Annotated in this window: 17 protein-coding genes; 14 read left to right on the top strand and 3 right to left on the bottom strand. The window is 48.3% G+C overall.

Annotated elements, in window-relative coordinates; all coding sequences use genetic code 11:
* Positions 1–24: 24 nt before the first annotated feature.
* Together QZ367_RS07525 and QZ367_RS07520 are read right to left on the bottom strand one after the other, a co-directional pair.
* Entirely contained in the window at positions 25–1326 is a 1302-nt protein-coding gene (locus tag QZ367_RS07525) for a PQQ-binding-like beta-propeller repeat protein (protein WP_291939132.1), read from the bottom strand.
* A gap of 193 nt (positions 1327–1519) precedes the next feature.
* Complete coding sequence (locus tag QZ367_RS07520; protein WP_291939129.1) at positions 1520–1774, bottom strand: hypothetical protein; 255 nt, start codon at positions 1772–1774, stop codon at positions 1520–1522.
* A 423-nt stretch (positions 1775–2197) separates the two neighbouring features.
* Here QZ367_RS07520 and QZ367_RS07515 point away from each other — a divergent pair, with 423 nt between their 5' ends.
* The 11 genes from QZ367_RS07515 to QZ367_RS07465 all read left to right on the top strand — a co-directional run bounded on the left by QZ367_RS07515 (position 2198) and on the right by QZ367_RS07465 (position 12039).
* Positions 2198–4234 carry a TonB-dependent receptor gene (locus tag QZ367_RS07515; RefSeq protein ID WP_291939126.1) on the top strand — a complete coding sequence of 679 codons (2037 nt, stop codon included), beginning with the start codon at positions 2198–2200 and terminating at the stop codon, positions 4232–4234.
* A 191-nt stretch (positions 4235–4425) separates the two neighbouring features.
* Positions 4426–5055, top strand: a complete 630-nt coding sequence (locus tag QZ367_RS07510; RefSeq protein ID WP_291939123.1) for a MotA/TolQ/ExbB proton channel family protein — start codon at positions 4426–4428, stop codon at positions 5053–5055.
* The gene (locus QZ367_RS07505) at positions 5033–5455 is read left to right on the top strand and encodes a biopolymer transporter ExbD (RefSeq protein ID WP_291939120.1); all 423 of its coding nucleotides are present in this window, start codon (positions 5033–5035) and stop codon (positions 5453–5455) included. Before QZ367_RS07510 ends, QZ367_RS07505 begins: the two co-directional genes overlap by 23 nt.
* Positions 5456–5501: 46 nt before the next feature.
* Entirely contained in the window at positions 5502–5912 is a 411-nt protein-coding gene (locus QZ367_RS07500) for a hypothetical protein (protein ID WP_291939117.1), read from the top strand.
* Positions 5902–6882 (top strand): iron ABC transporter permease, encoded by a 981-nt coding sequence (locus tag QZ367_RS07495; protein ID WP_291939114.1) that lies wholly within the window; start codon positions 5902–5904, stop codon positions 6880–6882. Before QZ367_RS07500 ends, QZ367_RS07495 begins: the two co-directional genes overlap by 11 nt.
* Position 6883: 1 nt before the next feature.
* Positions 6884–7648, top strand: coding sequence for an ABC transporter ATP-binding protein (locus QZ367_RS07490; RefSeq protein ID WP_291939111.1), 765 nt, complete (start codon positions 6884–6886; stop codon positions 7646–7648).
* Between the two features lie 160 nt (positions 7649–7808).
* Entirely contained in the window at positions 7809–8636 is an 828-nt protein-coding gene (locus tag QZ367_RS07485) for an ABC transporter substrate-binding protein (protein WP_291939108.1), read from the top strand.
* On the top strand, positions 8636–9409 hold the full coding sequence (locus QZ367_RS07480) for an energy transducer TonB (protein ID WP_291939106.1): 774 nt from the start codon (positions 8636–8638) through the stop codon (positions 9407–9409). The genes QZ367_RS07485 and QZ367_RS07480 overlap by 1 nt, the downstream gene beginning before the upstream one ends.
* A gap of 1 nt (position 9410) precedes the next feature.
* Positions 9411–10631, top strand: a complete 1221-nt coding sequence (locus tag QZ367_RS07475; protein ID WP_291939103.1) for a radical SAM protein — start codon at positions 9411–9413, stop codon at positions 10629–10631.
* A 485-nt stretch (positions 10632–11116) separates the two neighbouring features.
* Entirely contained in the window at positions 11117–11569 is a 453-nt protein-coding gene (locus tag QZ367_RS07470) for a DUF1566 domain-containing protein (RefSeq protein ID WP_291939100.1), read from the top strand.
* Between the two features lie 26 nt (positions 11570–11595).
* Complete coding sequence (locus QZ367_RS07465) at positions 11596–12039, top strand: DUF1566 domain-containing protein (protein ID WP_291939098.1); 444 nt, start codon at positions 11596–11598, stop codon at positions 12037–12039.
* A gap of 361 nt (positions 12040–12400) precedes the next feature.
* On the opposite strand, the gene thiD is transcribed toward QZ367_RS07465, so the two are convergent.
* The gene (gene thiD, locus QZ367_RS07460; protein ID WP_291939096.1) at positions 12401–13516 is read right to left on the bottom strand and encodes a bifunctional hydroxymethylpyrimidine kinase/phosphomethylpyrimidine kinase; all 1116 of its coding nucleotides are present in this window, start codon (positions 13514–13516) and stop codon (positions 12401–12403) included.
* Between the two features lie 174 nt (positions 13517–13690).
* Between thiD and QZ367_RS07455 the strand changes: the two genes are divergently transcribed.
* The 3 genes from QZ367_RS07455 to QZ367_RS07445 are packed head-to-tail and all read left to right on the top strand — an operon-like array spanning position 13691 to position 19420.
* The gene (locus QZ367_RS07455; RefSeq protein ID WP_291939093.1) at positions 13691–14818 is read left to right on the top strand and encodes an efflux RND transporter periplasmic adaptor subunit; all 1128 of its coding nucleotides are present in this window, start codon (positions 13691–13693) and stop codon (positions 14816–14818) included.
* A complete protein-coding gene (locus tag QZ367_RS07450; RefSeq protein ID WP_291939091.1) occupies positions 14818–17976 on the top strand; it encodes an efflux RND transporter permease subunit in 3159 nt (1052 codons plus the stop codon). Before QZ367_RS07455 ends, QZ367_RS07450 begins: the two co-directional genes overlap by 1 nt.
* Positions 17963–19420 (top strand): efflux transporter outer membrane subunit, encoded by a 1458-nt coding sequence (locus QZ367_RS07445; RefSeq protein ID WP_291939088.1) that lies wholly within the window; start codon positions 17963–17965, stop codon positions 19418–19420. Before QZ367_RS07450 ends, QZ367_RS07445 begins: the two co-directional genes overlap by 14 nt.
* The last annotated feature ends 136 nt before the right edge of the window (positions 19421–19556 follow it).

The following is a 19556-nucleotide window of genomic DNA, read 5'->3' as shown; positions in this document are numbered from 1 at the left end:
CGCAGGAGCCTACGTCGCAAAATTTTACCACCGATAAATTTTATCCTCGTAAGCGATCAGCCTAAACTCCTCTTTGTGGTTGCCGTTGCCGATCGTGTGGCTGTCTTGGCCCGCGCCTAGGCGTAGTTTATGCAGTCTGCCGCCGTAAGTGCCTACAAAAAGCACGCTGCCGTCATCGCTTATCGCCATAGACTTTATCGTGCCGCCCAGGTAGTGGCGCCAAATTTTACGCCCGTCCTTGCCGACTGCTTTGATGTAGCCGTATGCGTCGCCGAGGATGTAAAAGTCCCGCGTTGCCACGCCCGCGTAAACTCTCATCGCATCGTCGATCAGCGTGAAATTTTTCTCACCCTCCTCGTCGTACGAATAAGCCTCGACCTCCAGCCCACGCTTTAGCAGCACCCTATCCACGCCGATCGTAACGCCGTTGTAGAAGTGGCAGGAGTTCGTGATGAGCTGCGTATCGTCCGCGCTAAAGAGACAAAAGTGCGGATATGCGCTCTGCGCGCCGATGCCGCCCAGTCGCTCGCCCTCGCGATCCATCAGGACGTGCTCATCGGTATCTTGCTCGCCCGCGACGATTAACTCGTTGTCGTTTGAGAGGGTCGCATTTGCCATGGCTATCTCGAACTCGTATTCATCCTCGTCCTCGCCCTCATCCTCGTAGATCGGATGGATGAGCTTCGCGCCGCTTTGCGAGATCAAAAAAATTCCGTCGTGGGCGGCCAAAAGCACCTTGCTGCCATCGTTAAAGGGTAAAATTTCAGCCTCGTCGTAGATGATCTCCAGCTCGTGGCTAAATCTCGCCACCAGCTCGCCGCCGCTCTTGCCGTCGTAGTCCCTGATCAGCCATACCTCGTCTTGATTTAGCAGGGCGTAAATTTCGTTTCGCTTGGACTTACCCACGGCGATGATGTCGTCCGCCACTTCGCTCACGCACTCGCCCTCCAGTAGATACAGCGTCTTGCCGTCGTCGTTTGAGGCGATAAAAAGGACGTTCTCGCCGCCAAGAGGGCAAATTTGATCGATGTCTCTTAGCCTCTTTCTCAACTTTTTGTCGAAAATGACGTTTGAGGGCGGAAAATCGGCCCTAAACTTCTCCGTTTCGCCGCGCTCGTTGGCTTCCTTTAGTAGCTCAAAAACCGCCTCGCAAAGCTGCGTCATACCCTCGCGCTCATCGACCGGATCTTCGCCCTCGTAGGCGTCCCAGCCGTGAACCTCCGCAAACGCCACCATATCGTTTACGGCCTTGGCGTATTTCTCGCCCTTTTCATTCCACTCTTTTTGCCACTTCGCCTTAAGCGCCTCGTAGTCCTGCTCGCGCATCTTCTCTCCTTAAGCTTAGTCCGGCCGCCTCTTTTACGGGCGGAGCGTTTTATGAAATTTTAGCAAAAAGGGCTGAATTTAGAGATAAATTTTAGGCATACAAAGCGTCTAAATTCAAGATCAAAGCATCAAGGCTAGCCCGCACTCTGCGGCAAAATCGGATTTAAAGCAGGACTTAGACCCGCGGCTCGCGCTAAAAACGGCGCCCGAGCAGTACGCAGAATCTGGCTCGTCCGTCGCGCGATTTTTGCGCCGTAAGCGCCGTAATAGCGCTCATTGCAAACATCTTATGCGCGCCTGCATAAGTCCTCATCGCCTTTCTAGCGGTCGCCGCGCCCACCCCATCTCTGCCGTCCCAGCTACGTAGCGGGTTGTTTAAATTCGCCTCTAGGCTCTGCTCGGCATTCGCCCAAGGCTGCCGCGCTAAATTTGATAAATCCGTGCTCATTCGTCAGCGCTCGGCTTATGTCATTCATGAGCTCCTTGAGTTAAAGTTTGATGCGCTTAAAACTGAAATTATTATAACACTTTTTGAAAAATGGCGGTAGCACGATCCTGCAAAATCATTGCCCAATCCTGCAAATTTTAAAAATTTTGAGAAATTTAAGTAAATTTCGGCTGCAAGGGTGGGCAAATTTGACGACTTAATTGGACGACCAAATTTGAAACGAGAAACGGGAGGACAAAATTTAACACACAAAAGCTTCGTATCGGAATTGAGGCTTTTATTTATCGCAATATAATTAAGATATTAATTTTAATTATTGATTAAGGAAGAAAATTATAGTATTCATTTAGGCTATATTTATGCGCAAATTGTGTATTTATGCTTACTAATTCGATGCAAAATAATCTTCTTTAAGGAGCAAAAATGAAAAAATTTTGGGGTGAGCATCAGGGCAAATCGACCATGCTTTCTTTACTGATTGCCGTCAATTTGTATGCAGCCGACGAGCAAAACACGAGGCTTAAAAAGACCGTCATAACCTCGACGGGCTTTGAGACGCCTTTAAAAGACGAGGTTAAAAACGTCTACGTCATAACTTCTGAGGAGATCAAAGATCGCGGTTACACGAGCGTAAGCGAAGTGCTCGAAAGAGCTCCCGGCGTTTACATCAGAAATGCCGGAGAATTCGGCCTTGAAGAGATAGATATAAGAGGCCAAGGCCCTTATGCAAAAACAAACGTCAGGACATTAATAAACGGTATGGATCTTAACGTTTTAAAGGCCGGGCACGGAAACATCGCAACGCCCTTTAATCTCATCGCCGTCGAAGATATAGAAAGAATAGAAATAGTCCCGGGCGGCGGCTCGGTGCTTTACGGCGGCGGAACGACGGGCGGCGTCATCAATATCATCACAAAGAAAAAACCGAGCAAATTTTACGTAAACATCTCGAGCAAACTCGCATCATATAGCTACCGTGATGCTGTTTTGGGCATAGGCGGCCCGCTGAGCGAAGATCTGTTTATGCGATTTAGCGTGAAGGGTTTCGACTCGAAGAGCTATAGAAAAGAGGAAAAATACAAAGGATACTACCTAAGCGGAGCGATAAATTATAAAATAAGCGACGCTCAAAGCATCGCCATTACGCCGAGCTTTTATTCTCAAAAACTTAAAAACCAAAGCGGCCCGCTTACGCTGAAGCAGGTCAAAGCAGACAGAAGACAATCGGGCGAAACTCAAGATCCGCAAAAATACAACAAAGCCGATCTTAGCATCGATTACTCGATCGATTTTAGCGACAGCTTTCAAACGCGCATAATGCCCTATTATCTGAAAACAAGATTTCTTCAAGAGGGCGAGATCGTAGGTGGCGGCGGCAGAAAGCAGGCCTATCAAACCAAATTTACCGACAGAAAATACGGACTAAATTTGAAAAATAGATTCAAATACGGCAGCGGCGAGCTGGTGTTCGGATACGACTACGAAGACATATTCGATAAGCTATCTCAAGGCGACGAGCTGGGTAAAACCATCCATTCCGGCTATCTCGTCGAAAAACACGACTTCACGGATTGGTTTTCGCTCGGCGGCGGCTTTAGATACGAGCGAGCCTACTACGACGTGAAAAGACCCGCAAGCAGGGCTCTTAGAAGGTCTGCCTTTAACGAGAGCAAGCACACCAATAGCCATGCATTCGACGTGGTTCCGAATTTCAAATATTCCGAGACAGGAAACGTTTATTTCAAATTTGAAAAAGGTTTCGTCTCGCCGTCTCCGCAAGAGCTCGTCGACGTCGTAAAAGTGGGCAACCACACCGAGTTTAAATTTAACAATCTAAGACCCGAAACTTTCAAAACCTACGAACTCGGCATCAAAGATACAATCTTTGGGCAATTCTTTAGCGCGACGGTATTTAAGACCGATACCAAAGATATGATATTTTTAAAATGGAAAGATCCCTTACACGGACTCGGACAAAGGATATTCGAAAGGGAGTATATAAATTTGGACGAGGCGGAACGCTACGGGGCGGAGCTGTATGCGGAGCAAAGCTTAATCGAAGATTCTTTGAAGCTGAGCGAATCTTTCAGCTATGTACACTCAAGAGCCACCTTCGAAAGAAACGGCAAAAAAGAGACCAAAGCGCTGCCGTATGTAGCTAAAAGAAAATTCGTCTTCGGCATCGATTATAAGCCGATCAAGCAGCTCGATTTATACACGACCGTTAGGAATTATTCCAAAATTTTAAACAACAGCTACGAATATATGGGCGCAAAGACGCTGGTGGACTTTTCTGCAAAATATAAATTTACGAAAAACTTCTCCATAACCGGCGGCGTCAAAAATCTCTTTGACAAAAAATACTTCGCGTATTACGACACTACGGAAAATAGGGGCGAGGGCATTTATTATCCGTCCGCGGAGAGGAATTTTTACGTAGAGTTTAAGTATGCTTACTAAAGCGCTGAATTTGGGGCTTCTGCCCCAAATTTGCCGTTTAAATTTTAAAATTTAGCACGAGCTCGCCGTGTTTTTGCGAAGCGTCGTTAAAATTTCATTATTCTTTATCAAAAAACATATCAAATTTTATCGTAGCTTAATAAACGCGACGGTATAATAAAGAGCTATTAATAATTAATATTAGGATTAAAATGTTCGAATACGTACAAATCGGCGGCGCGTTTATGTGGCCGATATTTTGTCTATCGGTGCTTGGCGTTGCGGTGCTACTTGAAAAGGGCGCGTATTTTTTATTTACCGAGATAGACGCCACGAGCTCGTTTAAAATCAAGCTTTGCAACCTCATCTTAGAAGGCGATTACGAAAAAATCAAAGAATTTTGCAAAAAATACAAAAACTCGCTTGCCAAAACAACACTTTTCGTCGTGGAAAATTTAGGCAAGGGCGCGAACAAGACGCAGATAGACTACATCGCCGAGGAGGCCGTCTCTATGCAGCTAACCTCGCTTGAGCGGCGCACGTGGATACTGGGTCTTTGCGCGAGCGCGAGCCCGCAGTTAGGGCTACTTGGCACGATAGTGGGGATGATCAAGGCTTTTAACGGCCTTAGCGGCGGTACGGACGCTCCGCTTGTGGCGGTGGGCATCTCCGAGGCGCTTTACACCACGGCGTTTGGGCTTATCGTGGCGATTCCTTGCGTGATATTTTATCTGATGATTAACAAGAAAATAGATTTTATCCTAAACGATCTAAACCGCATCATGAGCCTGTTTGGGCGAAGTTTTGAGAGGAGAAACTGTGAAGTATGTCCGCAGGGATAAGGGCAAACACGCCGGTATCTCGATGCTAAATTTGATTGACGTTATCTTCGTGCTTTTGCTCTTTTTTATGGTGACGACTTCTTTTAACAAGCTTGCTCACATCGACATCACTCTGCCTCAAAGCAGCTCCAGCCTAAACGAAGAGGAGGATAAAAACGTCGAGGTTTTTTATCTACTTAACGGAGAAGTACTTTTGAGTATAAGCGGCGAGCAAAAAAGCTTAAATTTGACGAATTTGGGCGGCGAGATCGCAAATTTAACCCCAAAGCAAAAAGAGAGTATAAAACTAAACGCCGACGAAGCGATCAACTACGGCGACGTGATAAATTTGATCTCGATTTTAAAAGATAGCGGCACGCAAAACGTCGAGCTAAACATCAAGAAAAAGCCGAAAGGATAAGCGGTGAGTTTAAATTTTACCCGTAAATTTCGTCTAAGGAAAAACGATGAGCGCGAGATCGAGCTTTAAATTTATCCCACTTTCGCTAAAGGATCCGAATTTAGCGGGTGGGGGCATGATGAAAAATCAGTCGCTGAAGAAAAATTTTAAAAATATCGACACAGGCGGCTACAAACACGGCGCGAAAAAAAAAGACAATGCGCCGCGGACCAACTATCAAATTTCAAAAAATCAAAGTTTATCCAAAACGCCGAATTACTTTGAGCCGAGCATTGCACCGAGCGACCTAAGCGCGCGGCAATCGGATGAAAACGGGCACGGCACGGGCGTTAAAAATTTGCTCGATAAAAAATACGATCTCTCCGCGAGTAATTATAGAATAGACAGAACGATCGGACAAAGATATATGCCTGCCGCTGCGCGGAATTATTACGTAGAGTTTAAGTATGCTTACTAAAAATAAAATTATCATCATTTTAGCGATCGCCACGGTTGTGCTCTGTATTTTCTCTCTCAGTCTCGGCGGCGCGGACATCTCGTGGCAAGAGATAGTCAAATTTGCAAGCGGCAGCAAGATCGATGAAATAAAAGAGACGATCTTGCTTGAAATCCGCCTACCACGTGTCATAATGGCCTTTTTGATCGGTATGCTTTTGGCTAGCTCGGGCGTGGTTGTCCAAAGCGTATTTTTAAACCCGTTAGCAGATCCATACATCATCGGCATCGCTTCTGCTGCGACGTTTGGAGCGGTCGTAGCGTATCTTTTGAAGCTGCCCGATTTTTACTACGGCATATTTGCTTTCATCAGCGCAGCGGTGCTTTCGGTGGTGATTTTTAAGCTTTCTAAAAAAAACAAATCCATCGCCACGCTTTTAATCATCGGTATTGCGTTTTCGTCGTTTTTAGGCGCATTTACGAGCTTTGCGACCTACCTCATCGGCGAGGACAGCTTCAAGATCGTAGCGTGGATGATGGGCTACGTAGGCTCGGCAAACTGGGATAAGATCGCCTACATCATCCTGCCGCTCGCACTGTCGATGGCGTATTTTTATATAAAGCGCTTTGAGCTAAACGTCATCTTAAGCGGCGATGAGGAGGCTCAAAGCCTGGGCGTGGACGTCGAAAAGATCAAAAAACGCCTGCTCATCGTCTCTTCGCTCGCGGTCGCGTTTTCGGTCGCGTTTACGGGCATGATAGGCTTTGTGGGGCTGATCATCCCGCACACCTTGCGTATGCTGCTACGCACCTCGAGCAACGTTGTTCTAATCCCCATCAGCACCTTTGCGGGCGGGTTTTTTCTGCTGGCATGCGATACGATAGGAAAAAGCATCCTAAGCCCCACCGAGGTGCCTATCGGAGTGGTTACGGCATTTTTCGGCGCGCCGTTTTTTCTCTTTTTAGCGATCCGCAGCAGCAGGGGTATCTGACGTGAAAATTAGCGAGCTTTACTTCGACTACGGCAAAAAGCAGATACTAAAAAACATAAGCCTAAGCTTTGAAAACGGCGAATTTATCGGCATTCTCGGTTCAAACGGCTGCGGCAAGTCCACGCTTTTAAAAAATATTTTAAAAATTTTATCGCCCAAAAGCGGCATCATCGAGCTTGAAAGCAAAAGGCTTGAGCAATACTCGCTTAAAGAGCTTGCCAAAATTTTAGGCTTCGTGCCGCAAAAAACGGTATTAAGCATGCCTCTTACGGTCGAGGACATCGTGCTAACCGGGCGCTTTTGCCACTTAAAAAGCCAGTTTAGCGGATATGATAAAAACGACGTTAAAAAGGCCTACGAGATAATGGGGCTTCTTGACGTGGCGCAGTTTGCGAAACGAAACGCAAACTCGCTAAGCGGCGGCGAATTTCAGCGGGTGCTGCTCGCGCGCGCTTTGGTGAGCGAGCCTAGAGTTTTGCTGCTTGACGAGCCTACGAGCGCGCTTGATCTAAACTACGCCGTGGAGATGATGAAAATCTGCGAAAAGCTCACAAAAGAGCTAAATTTACTCTCCGTGGCGGTGATGCACGATCTGAATTTAGCCGCGATGTTTTGCGACAAGATCGTGATGCTGAAAGACGGCGAGATACGCTACAGCGGCGGCGTCAAGCAGCTTTTTACAAAAGAAATTTTAAACGAAATTTACGGTCTTAAGTGTGAAATTTTACAACACGGCGGCATGCCCTTCGTCGTGCCGATAAAATAGCGCGGCAGTATTTTAAAGGGCGGAGCGGCGTTTTGGTTAAATTTGAAAACGCTTTTGCAGCACTGCGGATCAATTTTATCGCTCAAGCGGCGCGTCAAATTTGATCCGTTTGCGAAACGAAAAACTTTGTAGAGTAAAAATAATTTTCAAAGGAGATACTATGAAAAAAATCGTTGCATTTTTACTTACTTTAAGCTGCTTTTTGGCAGCTTCCGCTAGCGCCCAGGCACCAAAAAAGCTTGTCGTACTAGACCCTTCGATCGTTGAGATGATCTATATGCTAGGTGCTGATGATCAGCTCGTAGCCATCTCGTCGCTTCAGTTTTCTAAAATTTGGCCCGAGGAAAAAACGGCCAAGCTAAAAAGCGTAGGCACCTACACCAAGCCCAACATCGAGCAAATCGTCGAGCTAAAGCCCGATCTGGTAGTCACCAGCTTTCACTCCGCAAACGTAAACGAAAGTCTGGCTAAATTTAATCTAAAAACGCTCACGCTCAAAGCCGATAGCGTGGATGACATATACAAAAACATCGAAGAAATCGGCAAAATAACGGGCAAGGAGCAAAAGGCTGCCGAAGTGATAGAGGGTATAAAGACGAAATTCGCGTCATTTAAAAGCAGCGGGCTAAAGGGTAAGAAAATTCTAGCCGTGTTTTCATCCACTCCGCTTACGGGCTTTAGCAAAAAGACGCTTCCCGGTGACATTTTTAACAAGCTCGAGCTTAAAAATATCGCGGACGACGTCGAGGGCTCGACGCCTATCGTTTCTACAGAGTTTATCCTCTCGCAAAACCCTGATTTCATCCTCGTTATCGGCGGTATGGGCGGCGGCAATAGCGAAAATTTCTTAAAGCAAAATCCCGTGCTTAAAAAAACAACCGCCGCAAAAAACGACAAAGTGCTTAGCGTACCCTCCTCGTTGCTACTTCGCGGCACGCCTCGCATAGGCGAAGCGGTAGATAAAATCTACGAGCTGCTCAGCAAATAATGCGCTATTTTCTCGTCTCGCTGCTTTTAAATTTGGCGCTTTTGTTTTTGCCGCTAAACTCTCGCTTAATCGAGGATCCGAAAAAGGACGAAACGATGAGGATCAAGTTAAGCTTAAACGAGGATACGAGCGAAAAAGACGAAGCGGCGGACGAGACGCAGCCTCAAATTTTACCTGCTGAGCCTATGAATATCCCGCAGCCGCAAGAATTTGCACCGCCGCAGATTCCGTCCGAGCCCGAGACGATCAAATTTCAAGAACCCGAGCCGGTAAAGCCGGAGCCTCCTGAGCCAATCAAGGAGGAGCCCGTCAAAAAGGAGCTTCCGCCGCCAAAGCCCGAGCCCAAAAAGGCAAAAAAGCAACCGCCCAAGGAGATCCTGCCCAAGCCTAAATTTCAAAATTTAGCCGCGGCGCAAAGCTCGCCCGCGCAAACGGCGCCCAATGCCCCGAGCGCAAAACCCGCCGCGAAAAGTAACGCGTCTCAAAGCGGCGGCGATCAGTCTTTTTGCAAAGAAGGCGTGGGCTTTAAAATAGAGCGCGAGCCCGAGACGAAGTATCCCAAAAAGGCCATTATGCTGCGGCTGGAAGGCAAATTTAAAGTCGAGGTGGATTTCAAATTTGACGGCGAGATAAAAATCCTGGCCGTGCGCGGCGAAAATAAAATTTTTAACGACGAGGCGGTGAAAATAACGAAAAATTTGGAGATCAAAGTATTAAAAGACATCTCTCATTGCGTCATCACCAAACCTTACGAATTTCAAGCGGAGGATTGAAATGTTTAAGACAAGACAAAAGGGGCACGCAGGCCCTTCGAGGGGCAAAAAACCGCAGGCGGCGAGCCGCGCGGAGCTGGAGGCGTTTTTGCAAACGGAGCCCTTGGAAAAAGACGGCGTGATCTACATCCACGTGCCGTTTTGCGATAATATCTGCTCGTTTTGCTCGATGAACCGCACCAAGCTTAATGACGAGCTGGACGATTACACAAAATTTTTACTGGGCGAGATCGAAAAATACGGCAAATTTCCCTATCTACAAGGCAAAAATTTCCGCAGCGTGTATTTCGGCGGCGGCACGCCCACGATACTGAAAGAAAAGCACCTCAAGCCCGTAATAACCGCGCTTAGAGTAAATTTTAACATCTCGGACGACTGCGAGTTTAGTCTAGAAAGCACACTGCATAATCTAAATTTAGGCAAATTACACCTGCTAGAAAGCCTCGGCGTCAATCGCTTCAGTATCGGCGTGCAGACGTTTTCGGACAAAGGCCGCAAGCTGTTAAACCGCGTAGGCGGCAAAAACGCCGCAATAAAACGGCTAAAAGCGCTACGGCAAAACTTCGACGGCATGCTCTGCACCGACATCATCTTTAACTACCCAAACCAGAGCTTAGACGAAGTACTGCAAGACGCACGCCTCATAGACGAGCTGAGCATCGACAGCACAAGCTTTTACTCGCTTCAGTTTTTCGAGGGCTCAACGCTCGGCAAAACGATCTCGCAGGATTATTACGACGTAAATTACGAGCGCGAGCTGCATAACGCCTTCGCGCGCGAGCTGTTTAGCACGGGCAATTACGAGGTGCTCGAATACACTAAATTTAACCGCAAGGGGCGCGACGAATACCGCTATATCCGCCTAGGACACCAAGGCGCGGACGTCCTGCCTCTGGGCAAAGGCGCGGGCGGGCATATAGGAAATTACGGCCTATACAACGTCAAAGAAAATATGCAAATGATCAGCAAATCTGACGATAAACAAAGAGCGCAAGGACGCTTTAAAAGCCTCTTTCAATACGATAAAATCGATCTGGCGCGAGTAAAAAGCTTCATTGGCGATGAAAGCTTCGGCGAGCTGATGGAATTTTTCAAAAAATGCGAAGAAGCGGGCTACCTAAAGATAGAAAACGGCTTTTTAAACTACACGATCGACGGCGTGTTTTGGGGCAACTCGATCGCCACGGAGGTATCGAATATCGCACAGAAGGACTTTGAGTAAAATTTGTCGCACAAGCGCGGCAGCGAGCGGCGCAAAAACTCGAGCGCAAGCGATGAAATTTGACGAATTGAACAATATATCGGGGCAGAATCGGCTCAAATTTAAGCGGCAAGCCCCGTCACGTTTAAATTGCACGCAAGCAGTGGCGCAGGGTCGCAATTTAGCTTTAGGCCCCCGCTCGCGCATCTTCTCTCCTTAAGCTTGGTCCCGCCGCCTCTTTTACGGGCGACACGTTTTGTGAAATTTTAGCAAAAAGGCTGAATTTAGAGATAAATTTTAGGCATGCAAAGCGTAATTTAAGATCAAAACAACGAGGCTAGTCCGCGCTCTGCGTTTAACGCTACAAAATTATCGGTGCTGCAAAAAACTCCGGATAGAGATAAGCGGATGCTCTCCGCGGCACGACTTTAAAGCATAAGGCGAATGAGCGGCGGAACGCGGAACAGAGTATAATTACGCGTAATTCAAACGCTTAAAGGTAAAATATGAGTAAATTTATGTCTATTCTAACGGGCTGCTTGCTTTGCTGGAACGTGGCTTTTGGCGGCGATATAACGGCGGGCTTTAGCAGAGATGATGCCAAAAACGTAGTTACGGATAGTATTTACAAACTTATGTGGCAAGACGGCAAGGATATATTTGAGGGGGCGTATGACGAAGCCGTTAAATACTGCGAAAATTTAAATTTTGCGGGTTATTCGGACTGGCAGCTGCCGAGTATAGATGAACTAATAAGCATAACGGATAAAACTAAATTTAGCCCCGCCATAAATTCCGCTTTTAAAAACATAGCGAGCGGAGAATTTTTATGCTACCAAAGCTCTACAAAATATATCAACGACTCGTCCAATGCGTGGGTCGTGGATTTCGTAGGCGGCAACGACGGCTGGGATAGCGTTTTTGCTCGCAGTTTCGTGCGGTGCGTGAGGCGGTATTGATTTTATAAACTATAAAGGATGGATAGATGAGAAAGCATATGGTTATTTTAGCGTTATTTTGCGCGTTCTTAAATGCAGACGCCCTAAATGCGACTTGTTATAGAGATAATGATAAAAACGTAGTGATATGCGACGAAAGCAAACTCGGCAAGCTAATGTGGCAGGATGATGAGCGGGTTTTTATCGGCGATTGGAAGCAAGCGAAGGAGCGCTGCGAGAGGCTAAATTTTGCGGCTTATTCGGACTGGCGGCTACCGAGGGTAGATGAGCTGATAAGAATAACGGATAAAACTAAATTTAGCCCCGCTATAAATCCCGCTTTTAAATACGTAAAGTCCGATTTCTACTGGAGCTCTACAAAATTTGCCGACGGCTCGTCTCGGGCGTGGTTCGTGCATTTTAAAAACGGCTACGCAGACTGGAGCGGCATTTCCGATCGCCTCTTCGCACGGTGCGTTAGAGACGACTAATTCGGCGCCTCGCGCAGCTAAAATTTGATTTTGCCTCATTAAATTTGAGGCTAGAATTTGACTAGCTACCAAATTTTAGCGCCTCGCATAAAAGCCTACGCGCTCAATCAAAATTTTATGGTAAATTTTAAAAGCTCGTCAAAATTTGACGCAAAATTAGGCGCCGAAAGCAATTGATTTCAGCTTCACGCCTATGCGACAGCGCGCGTTTTTCCTTAGGCAAGTCGCCGTTTATCATAGCCTTCTAGGCGAACTCTTTGGCGCGTATTTCGTGCCGTTTCGTTGCATTTAAAGCCTATGCTTTCGCGGCGGAGCCTTGGAATTTTAACGAATGCGGGGATCTGGACGAGCGTTTGAAATTTTAGTCTCGAGAGACGATTTTGATTTCGTTCGCGCAAGATCCGTCAAAATCCGCACCGAAGGGACCTTGGACCGTGAAATAATGATCTATCGCGCCGCATCCGTGCCCGATCTGCTCACTCCAGCCGAGCGCCCTACGCACGAAGCCTTTGGCATGGGCAACGGCTGCAGGCAGACTAAGCCCTGCCGCCAGCGCGCACGCGATCGCGCTTGAGAGCGTGCAGCCCGTGCCGTGGGTGTTACGCGTAGAAATTTTAGGCGCGGAAAACTCATAAAATTTGCCGTTTTCGTATAAAATATCGACCGCTAAATTTGTCAAATCCCCGCCCTCGCCGCTCGGTTTAAAACCAGCGCCTAGGGAGGCTGTGGATAAATTTTGTTTAAAAGAGGGCTCCGCGCCCGCCGCTAAATTTCCGCCTCCGCTAGTAAAATTTTCGTCCGCGAAATTCGCACTCTTCGTCAAACCCGCAGAATTTTCGCGTGCGCCATTTTCGCCCGTCTCACGCTGCGAAGCATTAAAATTTCGCGCTGTATTCATTTCCGCCGGATCTGTTTCCGCCGCGCCGCAAGCCGCACCCGCGCCCGCAAGATCGCCGCCTTTAATCAAAATCGCGCCGCCGAAAAACTGCGAAATTTTAACCGCTGCGGCGCGCATATCGGCTAAGCTTAAAATTTTCATCTCCGCCAAGACCTCAGCCTCGCGCACGTTGGGCGTGATAATCTCCGCGGCAGGGGCGAGCTTGTATTTTAGCGCATGCAGCGCGCTTTGTTTCATCAAAACTCCACCGCTGGTAGCGACCATCACGGGATCTAAAACGACATTTTTCGCGCCGTGCTTGCTCAGACTCTTTGCGATAGCCTCGGCAACCCCCTCATTGGAGATCATTCCGATTTTAACGGCGTCCGGAAAGATGTCGCTAAAAATCGCATCGAGCTGCACCTCCACAAAATCTGGCGGAACATCCAGTACGCCGAATACGCCGCGCGAATTTTGCGCCGTAAGCGCCGTAATAGCGCTCATAGCAAACATCTTATGCGCGCTGATCGTCTTGATATCGGCTTGGATGCCCGCGCCGCCGCCGCTGTCCGAACCCGCGATAGTAAGAATTTTTCTCATAAAAAGCCTTTAAAATTTTAGCGCGATTATATCGAAATTCCGCTATAATTCCGTCCGATATATTATTTTACGGGTTAAATTTAAGTTTTATTTATATAGTTTTTATTATAATTTATAATTTATTCGTAATAACTATTACAAATACAAAATTTTAATCCAAATAGAGGAATTTACATGAAAAGAGTCGCCAGTTTGATTTTCGCAGCATTTTTGGTTTCGGGCTGCTCCTATTTTGAAAAAAAGGAAGATAAAGGCGCGAAGCAAGGCGGCGAGGCTCCCGCGCTGCCGGTAGGCGTATTTACCGCCAAATCCGCCGACGTGCCGATAATTTTAAAATTTAACGGACAGACCGTAAGCGAGCTTGAGATAATGCTAAAGCCGCAGGTTTCGGGCACCATCGAAAAGCAGCTTTTCGAGCCTGGTCGTAGCGTCAAAAAGGGCGACGTGCTCTACGAAATCGACCGCTCGCGCTACCAAGCGGCGTTTGACAGCGCAAACGCTAATCTGCAAAACGCCTCGGCGGACTACAAAAGAGCCAAGGCGCTAAAAGCCAGCAATACGATCTCTCAAAAGGATTTCGACACCGCAAAGGCCGCGTTTATGGTGGCTGAAGCAAATTTTAAAAGCGCAAAGATCGATCTTGACCACTCGCTCGTGACCGCACCTTTTGACGGCATGGCGGGCGATACGCAAAAGGACGTAGGCGCATACGTAAACGTTGGCGAGGATCTGGTTAGGCTTTCTAAATTTGATCCGATCGACGTAGAATTCGGCATCGCGGACGTCGATAGACTGGAGCTTGATGCAAATTTAAAAAACGGGCAGTGGAAGCAGCTAGGGCGTCAGGTAAGCATAAATCTCGGCGGCAAGGACTACAACGGCACGCTAAGTTTTATCGATAGCGTCATCAATACAAATACCGCGTCCGTCAGCGCCAAAGCTCAAATTCCAAATCCAAACTTAGAAATTCGCCCGGGGGTTTTTACCAAAATAAGCGTCGATGGCTTTTATCAGAAAAACGGCTTTAAAATTCCGCAAGTTGCGCTCAAGCAAGATCTTAGCAACACCATAGTCTATGTCGTACAAGACGGCAAGGTCGCTAAAAAAGTGGTCAAAATTTCGGCTCAAGATACCCGCACTGCGACGATCTCAAGCGGGCTGCAGGACGGCGATCAGATCATTTTAGATAATTTTAAAAAGATCAACGTGGGCTCCAAGGTCACTCCCGTACCCGCGAGCACCGATCCTTACGTAGCGGGGCAACCTGAAGCGTCTCAGAGCAATGCGGAAAGCGGGAAATAATGTTTTCTAAATTTTTCATCAACCGCCCCGTTTTTGCCTGCGTCGTTTCGATCATCATCGTAATCGCGGGCGTTTTGGCTCTTAAAAATTCCTCCGTCGAGGAGTATCCGCAACTCACGCCGCCGCAAATCGTCGTTAGCGCTACATATAGCGGCGCGGATGCACAGACGATAGCCGACGTCGTCGCAGCCCCTCTTGAAAACGCAATCAATGGCGTTGAAAATATGATCTATATGGAAAGCTCAGCAAGCTCCTCGGGCTCTGTTAGTATCAACGTATATTTTCAAATCGGCACAAATCCAGCAGATGCGAAAGTCAATGTAAACAACCGCGTCACGCCAGCTCTTACGCTACTTCCCGATGAAGTGCGCCGCTACGGCGTAACCGTCACCGAGCGTAGCAGCACGATGCTGGAAGTGCTCGCGTTTTACGATCCTAGCGAGCAGATGGATGTCGTAGAGATGCAAAACTACGTAGCTATCAACGTCGTAGATGAGCTAAAACGCGTGCCGGGCGTCGGAGAGGCTCAGGCGCTGGGCACGAAAGATTATGCGATGAGGATCTGGGTAAAGCCCGAACTGCTTAAGAAATTTAACGTTACGACCGCCGAGATAATCGCCGCAATAAGCGAGCAAAATAGCCAATACGCCGCGGGTAAGATGGGCGAGCAGCCGATGAACTTAGGCAATCCCTACGTCTATGCGATCAAGCCTGAGGGTCGTTTAAAAACCGTCGAAGAGTTTGAAAATATCATCATACGCGCGCAAAAAGATGGGAATTTCTTGCGCGTAAAAGATGTCGCCGAGGTCAAACTTGGCGGCGCAAGCTACAATATCTCGGCGAAATTTAACGGTAAAGAGATGGTGCCTGTGCTTATCTTTATGCAAAGTGGCGCCAACGCCCTAGCCGTAGTTGAAGCGGTAAATAAGCGCATAGACGAGCTTAAACCAAATTTCCCAGGCGAGCTGACCTACGACGTCGCCTACGATACGACGAGTTTCGTAAAGGTCTCTATCGAGGAGGTTATACACACCTTTATCGAAGCGCTGATTTTGGTTATTTTGGTTATGTATATGTTTCTGGGCAATATCCGCTCTACGATCATCCCGACGCTCGCCGCTCCGGTATCGATCTGCGGCGCGTTTATAGGAATTTACGCCTTTGGATTTTCTATAAATTTAATCACTCTCTTTGCGCTCATCCTTGCTATCGGTATCGTCGTGGATGATGCGATCATCGTAATCGAAAACGTAGAGAGAATTTTGCACGAAGAACCGGATCTTAGCGTCAAAGAAGCCACCACGAAAGCGATGGGCGAGATCGTAGCGCCCGTCATCTCGATCGTGCTCGTGCTTTCGGCGGTTTTCGTGCCGGTTGCGTTTATGGAGGGCTTTACTGGGGTTATGCAGAGGCAATTTGCATTAACGCTCGTAGCTTCGGTGTGTTTTTCAGGCTTCGTAGCCCTTACGCTGACGCCCGCGCTTTGCGCCCTGATCTTGCAAAAAAAGGAATCCGAGCCATTTTTCTTCGTAAGATGGTTTAATAATCTTTTTAGCGCTTCGACCAAAATTTACGCGGCGGGCGTCGGCATGGTTCTGCGCCACGTACTAATCAGCCTCGTTTTTGTGGGCATCATCATCTATGCGATGATAGAGCTTCTTAAAATTACCCCTACCGGCCTGGTGCCTAACGAGGACAAGGGTTCGATTATGGCGATGACTACGCTTCCGTCGGCATCTACGCTGCCTAGGACGGAAGCCGATCAAAATTTCATCGCAAGCATCGTCAAAAAACATCCAAACATCGTGGATATAACCCAAATCGCGGGATACGATATGTTAGCCGGAGCGCTCAGAGAAAACGGCGGAGCGTTTTTTATGAAGCTAAAAGACTGGAAAGAACGCCCCGGCGATGAAAATTCCAACTTCGCCATAGCTGCCGCGCTAAACGGCGAGCTCTACGGCGCGGATCGCAACTCGATGACCTACGTCGTCACGCCGCCGCCTATCATGGGTCTTTCACTTACGGGTGGATTTGAGCTCTACGCGCAAAGCACGACGGGCAAAAGCTACGATGAAATTCGCGCCGATATGGATCGCGTAACTGCCAAAGCCAATCAGCACCCCGCTTTAAAGCTCGTGCGAACGACGCTGGATACCGATTTCCCGCAGTATAAGCTCTATATAGATAAAGAGAAGGTAAAAATGCTAGGCGTTAAGATAGCCGACATTTTCACCGTGCTAAATTCCACCATCGGGCAGTATTATATCAACGACTTTAACCTTATGGGGCGCACGTTTAAGGTCTATATCCGCGCTACGCAAAACTACAGAGACGATCCTAACGATCTAAAATCGCTCTACGTCCGCAACGCTAGCGGCGATCTGATCGCGTTAAATTCTTTAGTGAGGCTTGAGCGCTCGCTGGGTCCTGATTCCGTTAATAGATTTAATGCCTTCCCGGCAGCGCAGATTATGGGTGAGCCAAACACGGGCTACACCTCGGGTCAGGCGATCGCAGCGATCCAAGAGGTTATAAAAGAGGAACTTCCTAGCGGATATTCGATCGGCTGGGCGGGCTCCGCGTATCAAGAGGTCAGCGAGACGGGCAAGGGCGCGCAGGCATTCGTATTCGGAATGATCTTCGTGTTTTTGATCCTGGCGGCTCAATACGAAAGGTGGCTCATGCCGCTTGCCGTACTTACCGCCGTGCCGTTTTCGGTATTCGGCGCGCTCGTATTTACATATTTGCGCGGGCTGAATAACGACATATATTTTCAGATCGGACTTTTGCTTCTAATCGGTCTGGCAGCGAAAAACGCGATTTTGATCGTGGAATTTGCGATGAACGAGCACCTAAATAATCATCGCTCTATCGCCGATGCCGCCATAGAAGCCGCCAAGATGAGGTTCCGCCCTATCGTGATGACGAGCCTTGCGTTCGGTCTTGGCGTGCTTCCGATGGTTATCGCCACCGGCGCGGGCGCTGCCAGCCGCCACGCGCTGGGAACCGGCGTAGTAGGCGGAATGCTCGCGGCATCTACAATCGCGATCTTTTTCGTGCCGCTGTTTTTCTACCTGCTCGAAAGCTTCAACGCTTGGCTTGATAGACGCGGCAAAAAAGTCCAAACTAACGAGGTGAACGATGAAAATAAATAACGCTCTTTTAAGCGCCTTGACGCTTGGAATTTTACTCTGCGGTTGCAACTTCAAGCCCGTTACGCCGCAAAAACAGACCGGCTTTAAGGCGGATTACGCGAGCACGAACGTTAGCACGCAGTGGTGGAAAAGCTTTAACGATCCGCAGCTAGACGCCCTGATCCAAAGCGCGCTGGAGCAAAATTCCGACTTGCAAACCGCACTGAATAACGTCGAGTATGCGCGCGTAAATTTAGGGCTAAGCAAGCTTGAATACCTGCCGAATGTAAATTTAAGCGGCAGCGCGGTGCGCCAAAATAATTTCGGCAACCAGCCTGATCGCAACTCCCACGGCGCGTATCAGATCGGCGCCGTGCTAAGCTACGAGATCGATCTTTGGGGACGCGTGCGCAACAGCGTAGATTCGGCGCGATCTCGATTTAATGCGACGAAATACGACTACGAAACCGCTAAAAATACGATTACTAGCACGGTTGCGACGACCTATTTTACGCTACTAGCATTAAAGCAGCAGGAGAAAATTTTAAAAGACAGCCTAAAAAGCTATCAAGATACGCAAAACTACCGCAAAAAGCAGCTCGATGCGGGCGCAGTTAGCGAGATCGTATTTTATCAGGCCAAAGCTGCGGTCCAAAGCGCCGAGGCAAGCCTGATAAGCGTGCAAAATCAGCTCTCCGCGGCGCAGACCTCGCTAAATATCCTAACGGGCAAGAGTTATGATGAAATTTTGCGCGGCACGGCGCAGACCGCCGCGAAAATGCCTAGCGCTCCGCAGATTCCAAGCGGAATCCCAAGCGACGTGATCCTACACCGCCCCGACGTCGCAAGCTCGCTCGAAAATCTGCGCGCAAGCAACTTCTTAGTGGGCGTCGCCAAGGCGGGCTACTTCCCTACCTTCTCGCTTACGGGCTCGGCGGGATACGCAAGCGGCGAGTTCGACAGGCTGTTTACCGCAAGCGCGAGCACGTGGAGCATCGGCGGCTCGCTCGTAGGGCCGCTACTTGACTTCGGCCGCCAAAAAAGGCGCGTAGAGCTTGCGAATTTAGAGCAAAACGCGAGCTTCATCGCATACGACAAAGCTCTTAAAACCGCTTTCGGCGACGTTCGCGACGCGCTTGTAGGCGTGCAAAACGCCAAACTAAGACAGGCAAGCCTCGCCGATCTCGTCGCTTCGCAGAGCAAAATTTATTCAAACGCCTCGAGCAGGTATCAGGCGGGCTACAGCGACCATCTGGAGTTTTTGGATTCACAGCGAAACCTGCTTAGCGCGCAGCTAAATAAAGTGCAGGCAGATCTTGACGTGCTAAGCGCGACAGTAAACGCCTACAAGGCGCTCGGCGGCGGCTTTAGCATCGAGGATAGCGAAATAAAGGCGCTTCTAGGCGCGGAGAAGGACGTGCAGCCCAATATGTCCGCCTTCCCGAAAGATAGAATTTTTAATTAGCTTTAAATTTACGGGCAGCGCGAAATTTTAAAATATCCGTAAATTTAAAGCGCAGCTCGGCTTTTACGGCGCAAGCGGATGTATGAAAGAAAAATCTGCTTGCGCTTTTAAAATTTAGCCCTGCGGCGGGCGGCAA

The organism is Campylobacter sp. (genome assembly GCF_019423325.1).
Lineage (GTDB): Bacteria > Campylobacterota > Campylobacteria > Campylobacterales > Campylobacteraceae > Campylobacter_B.
Note: the sequence above shows the minus strand (reverse complement) of the source record. Positions and strands in the feature narration are given on the sequence as shown.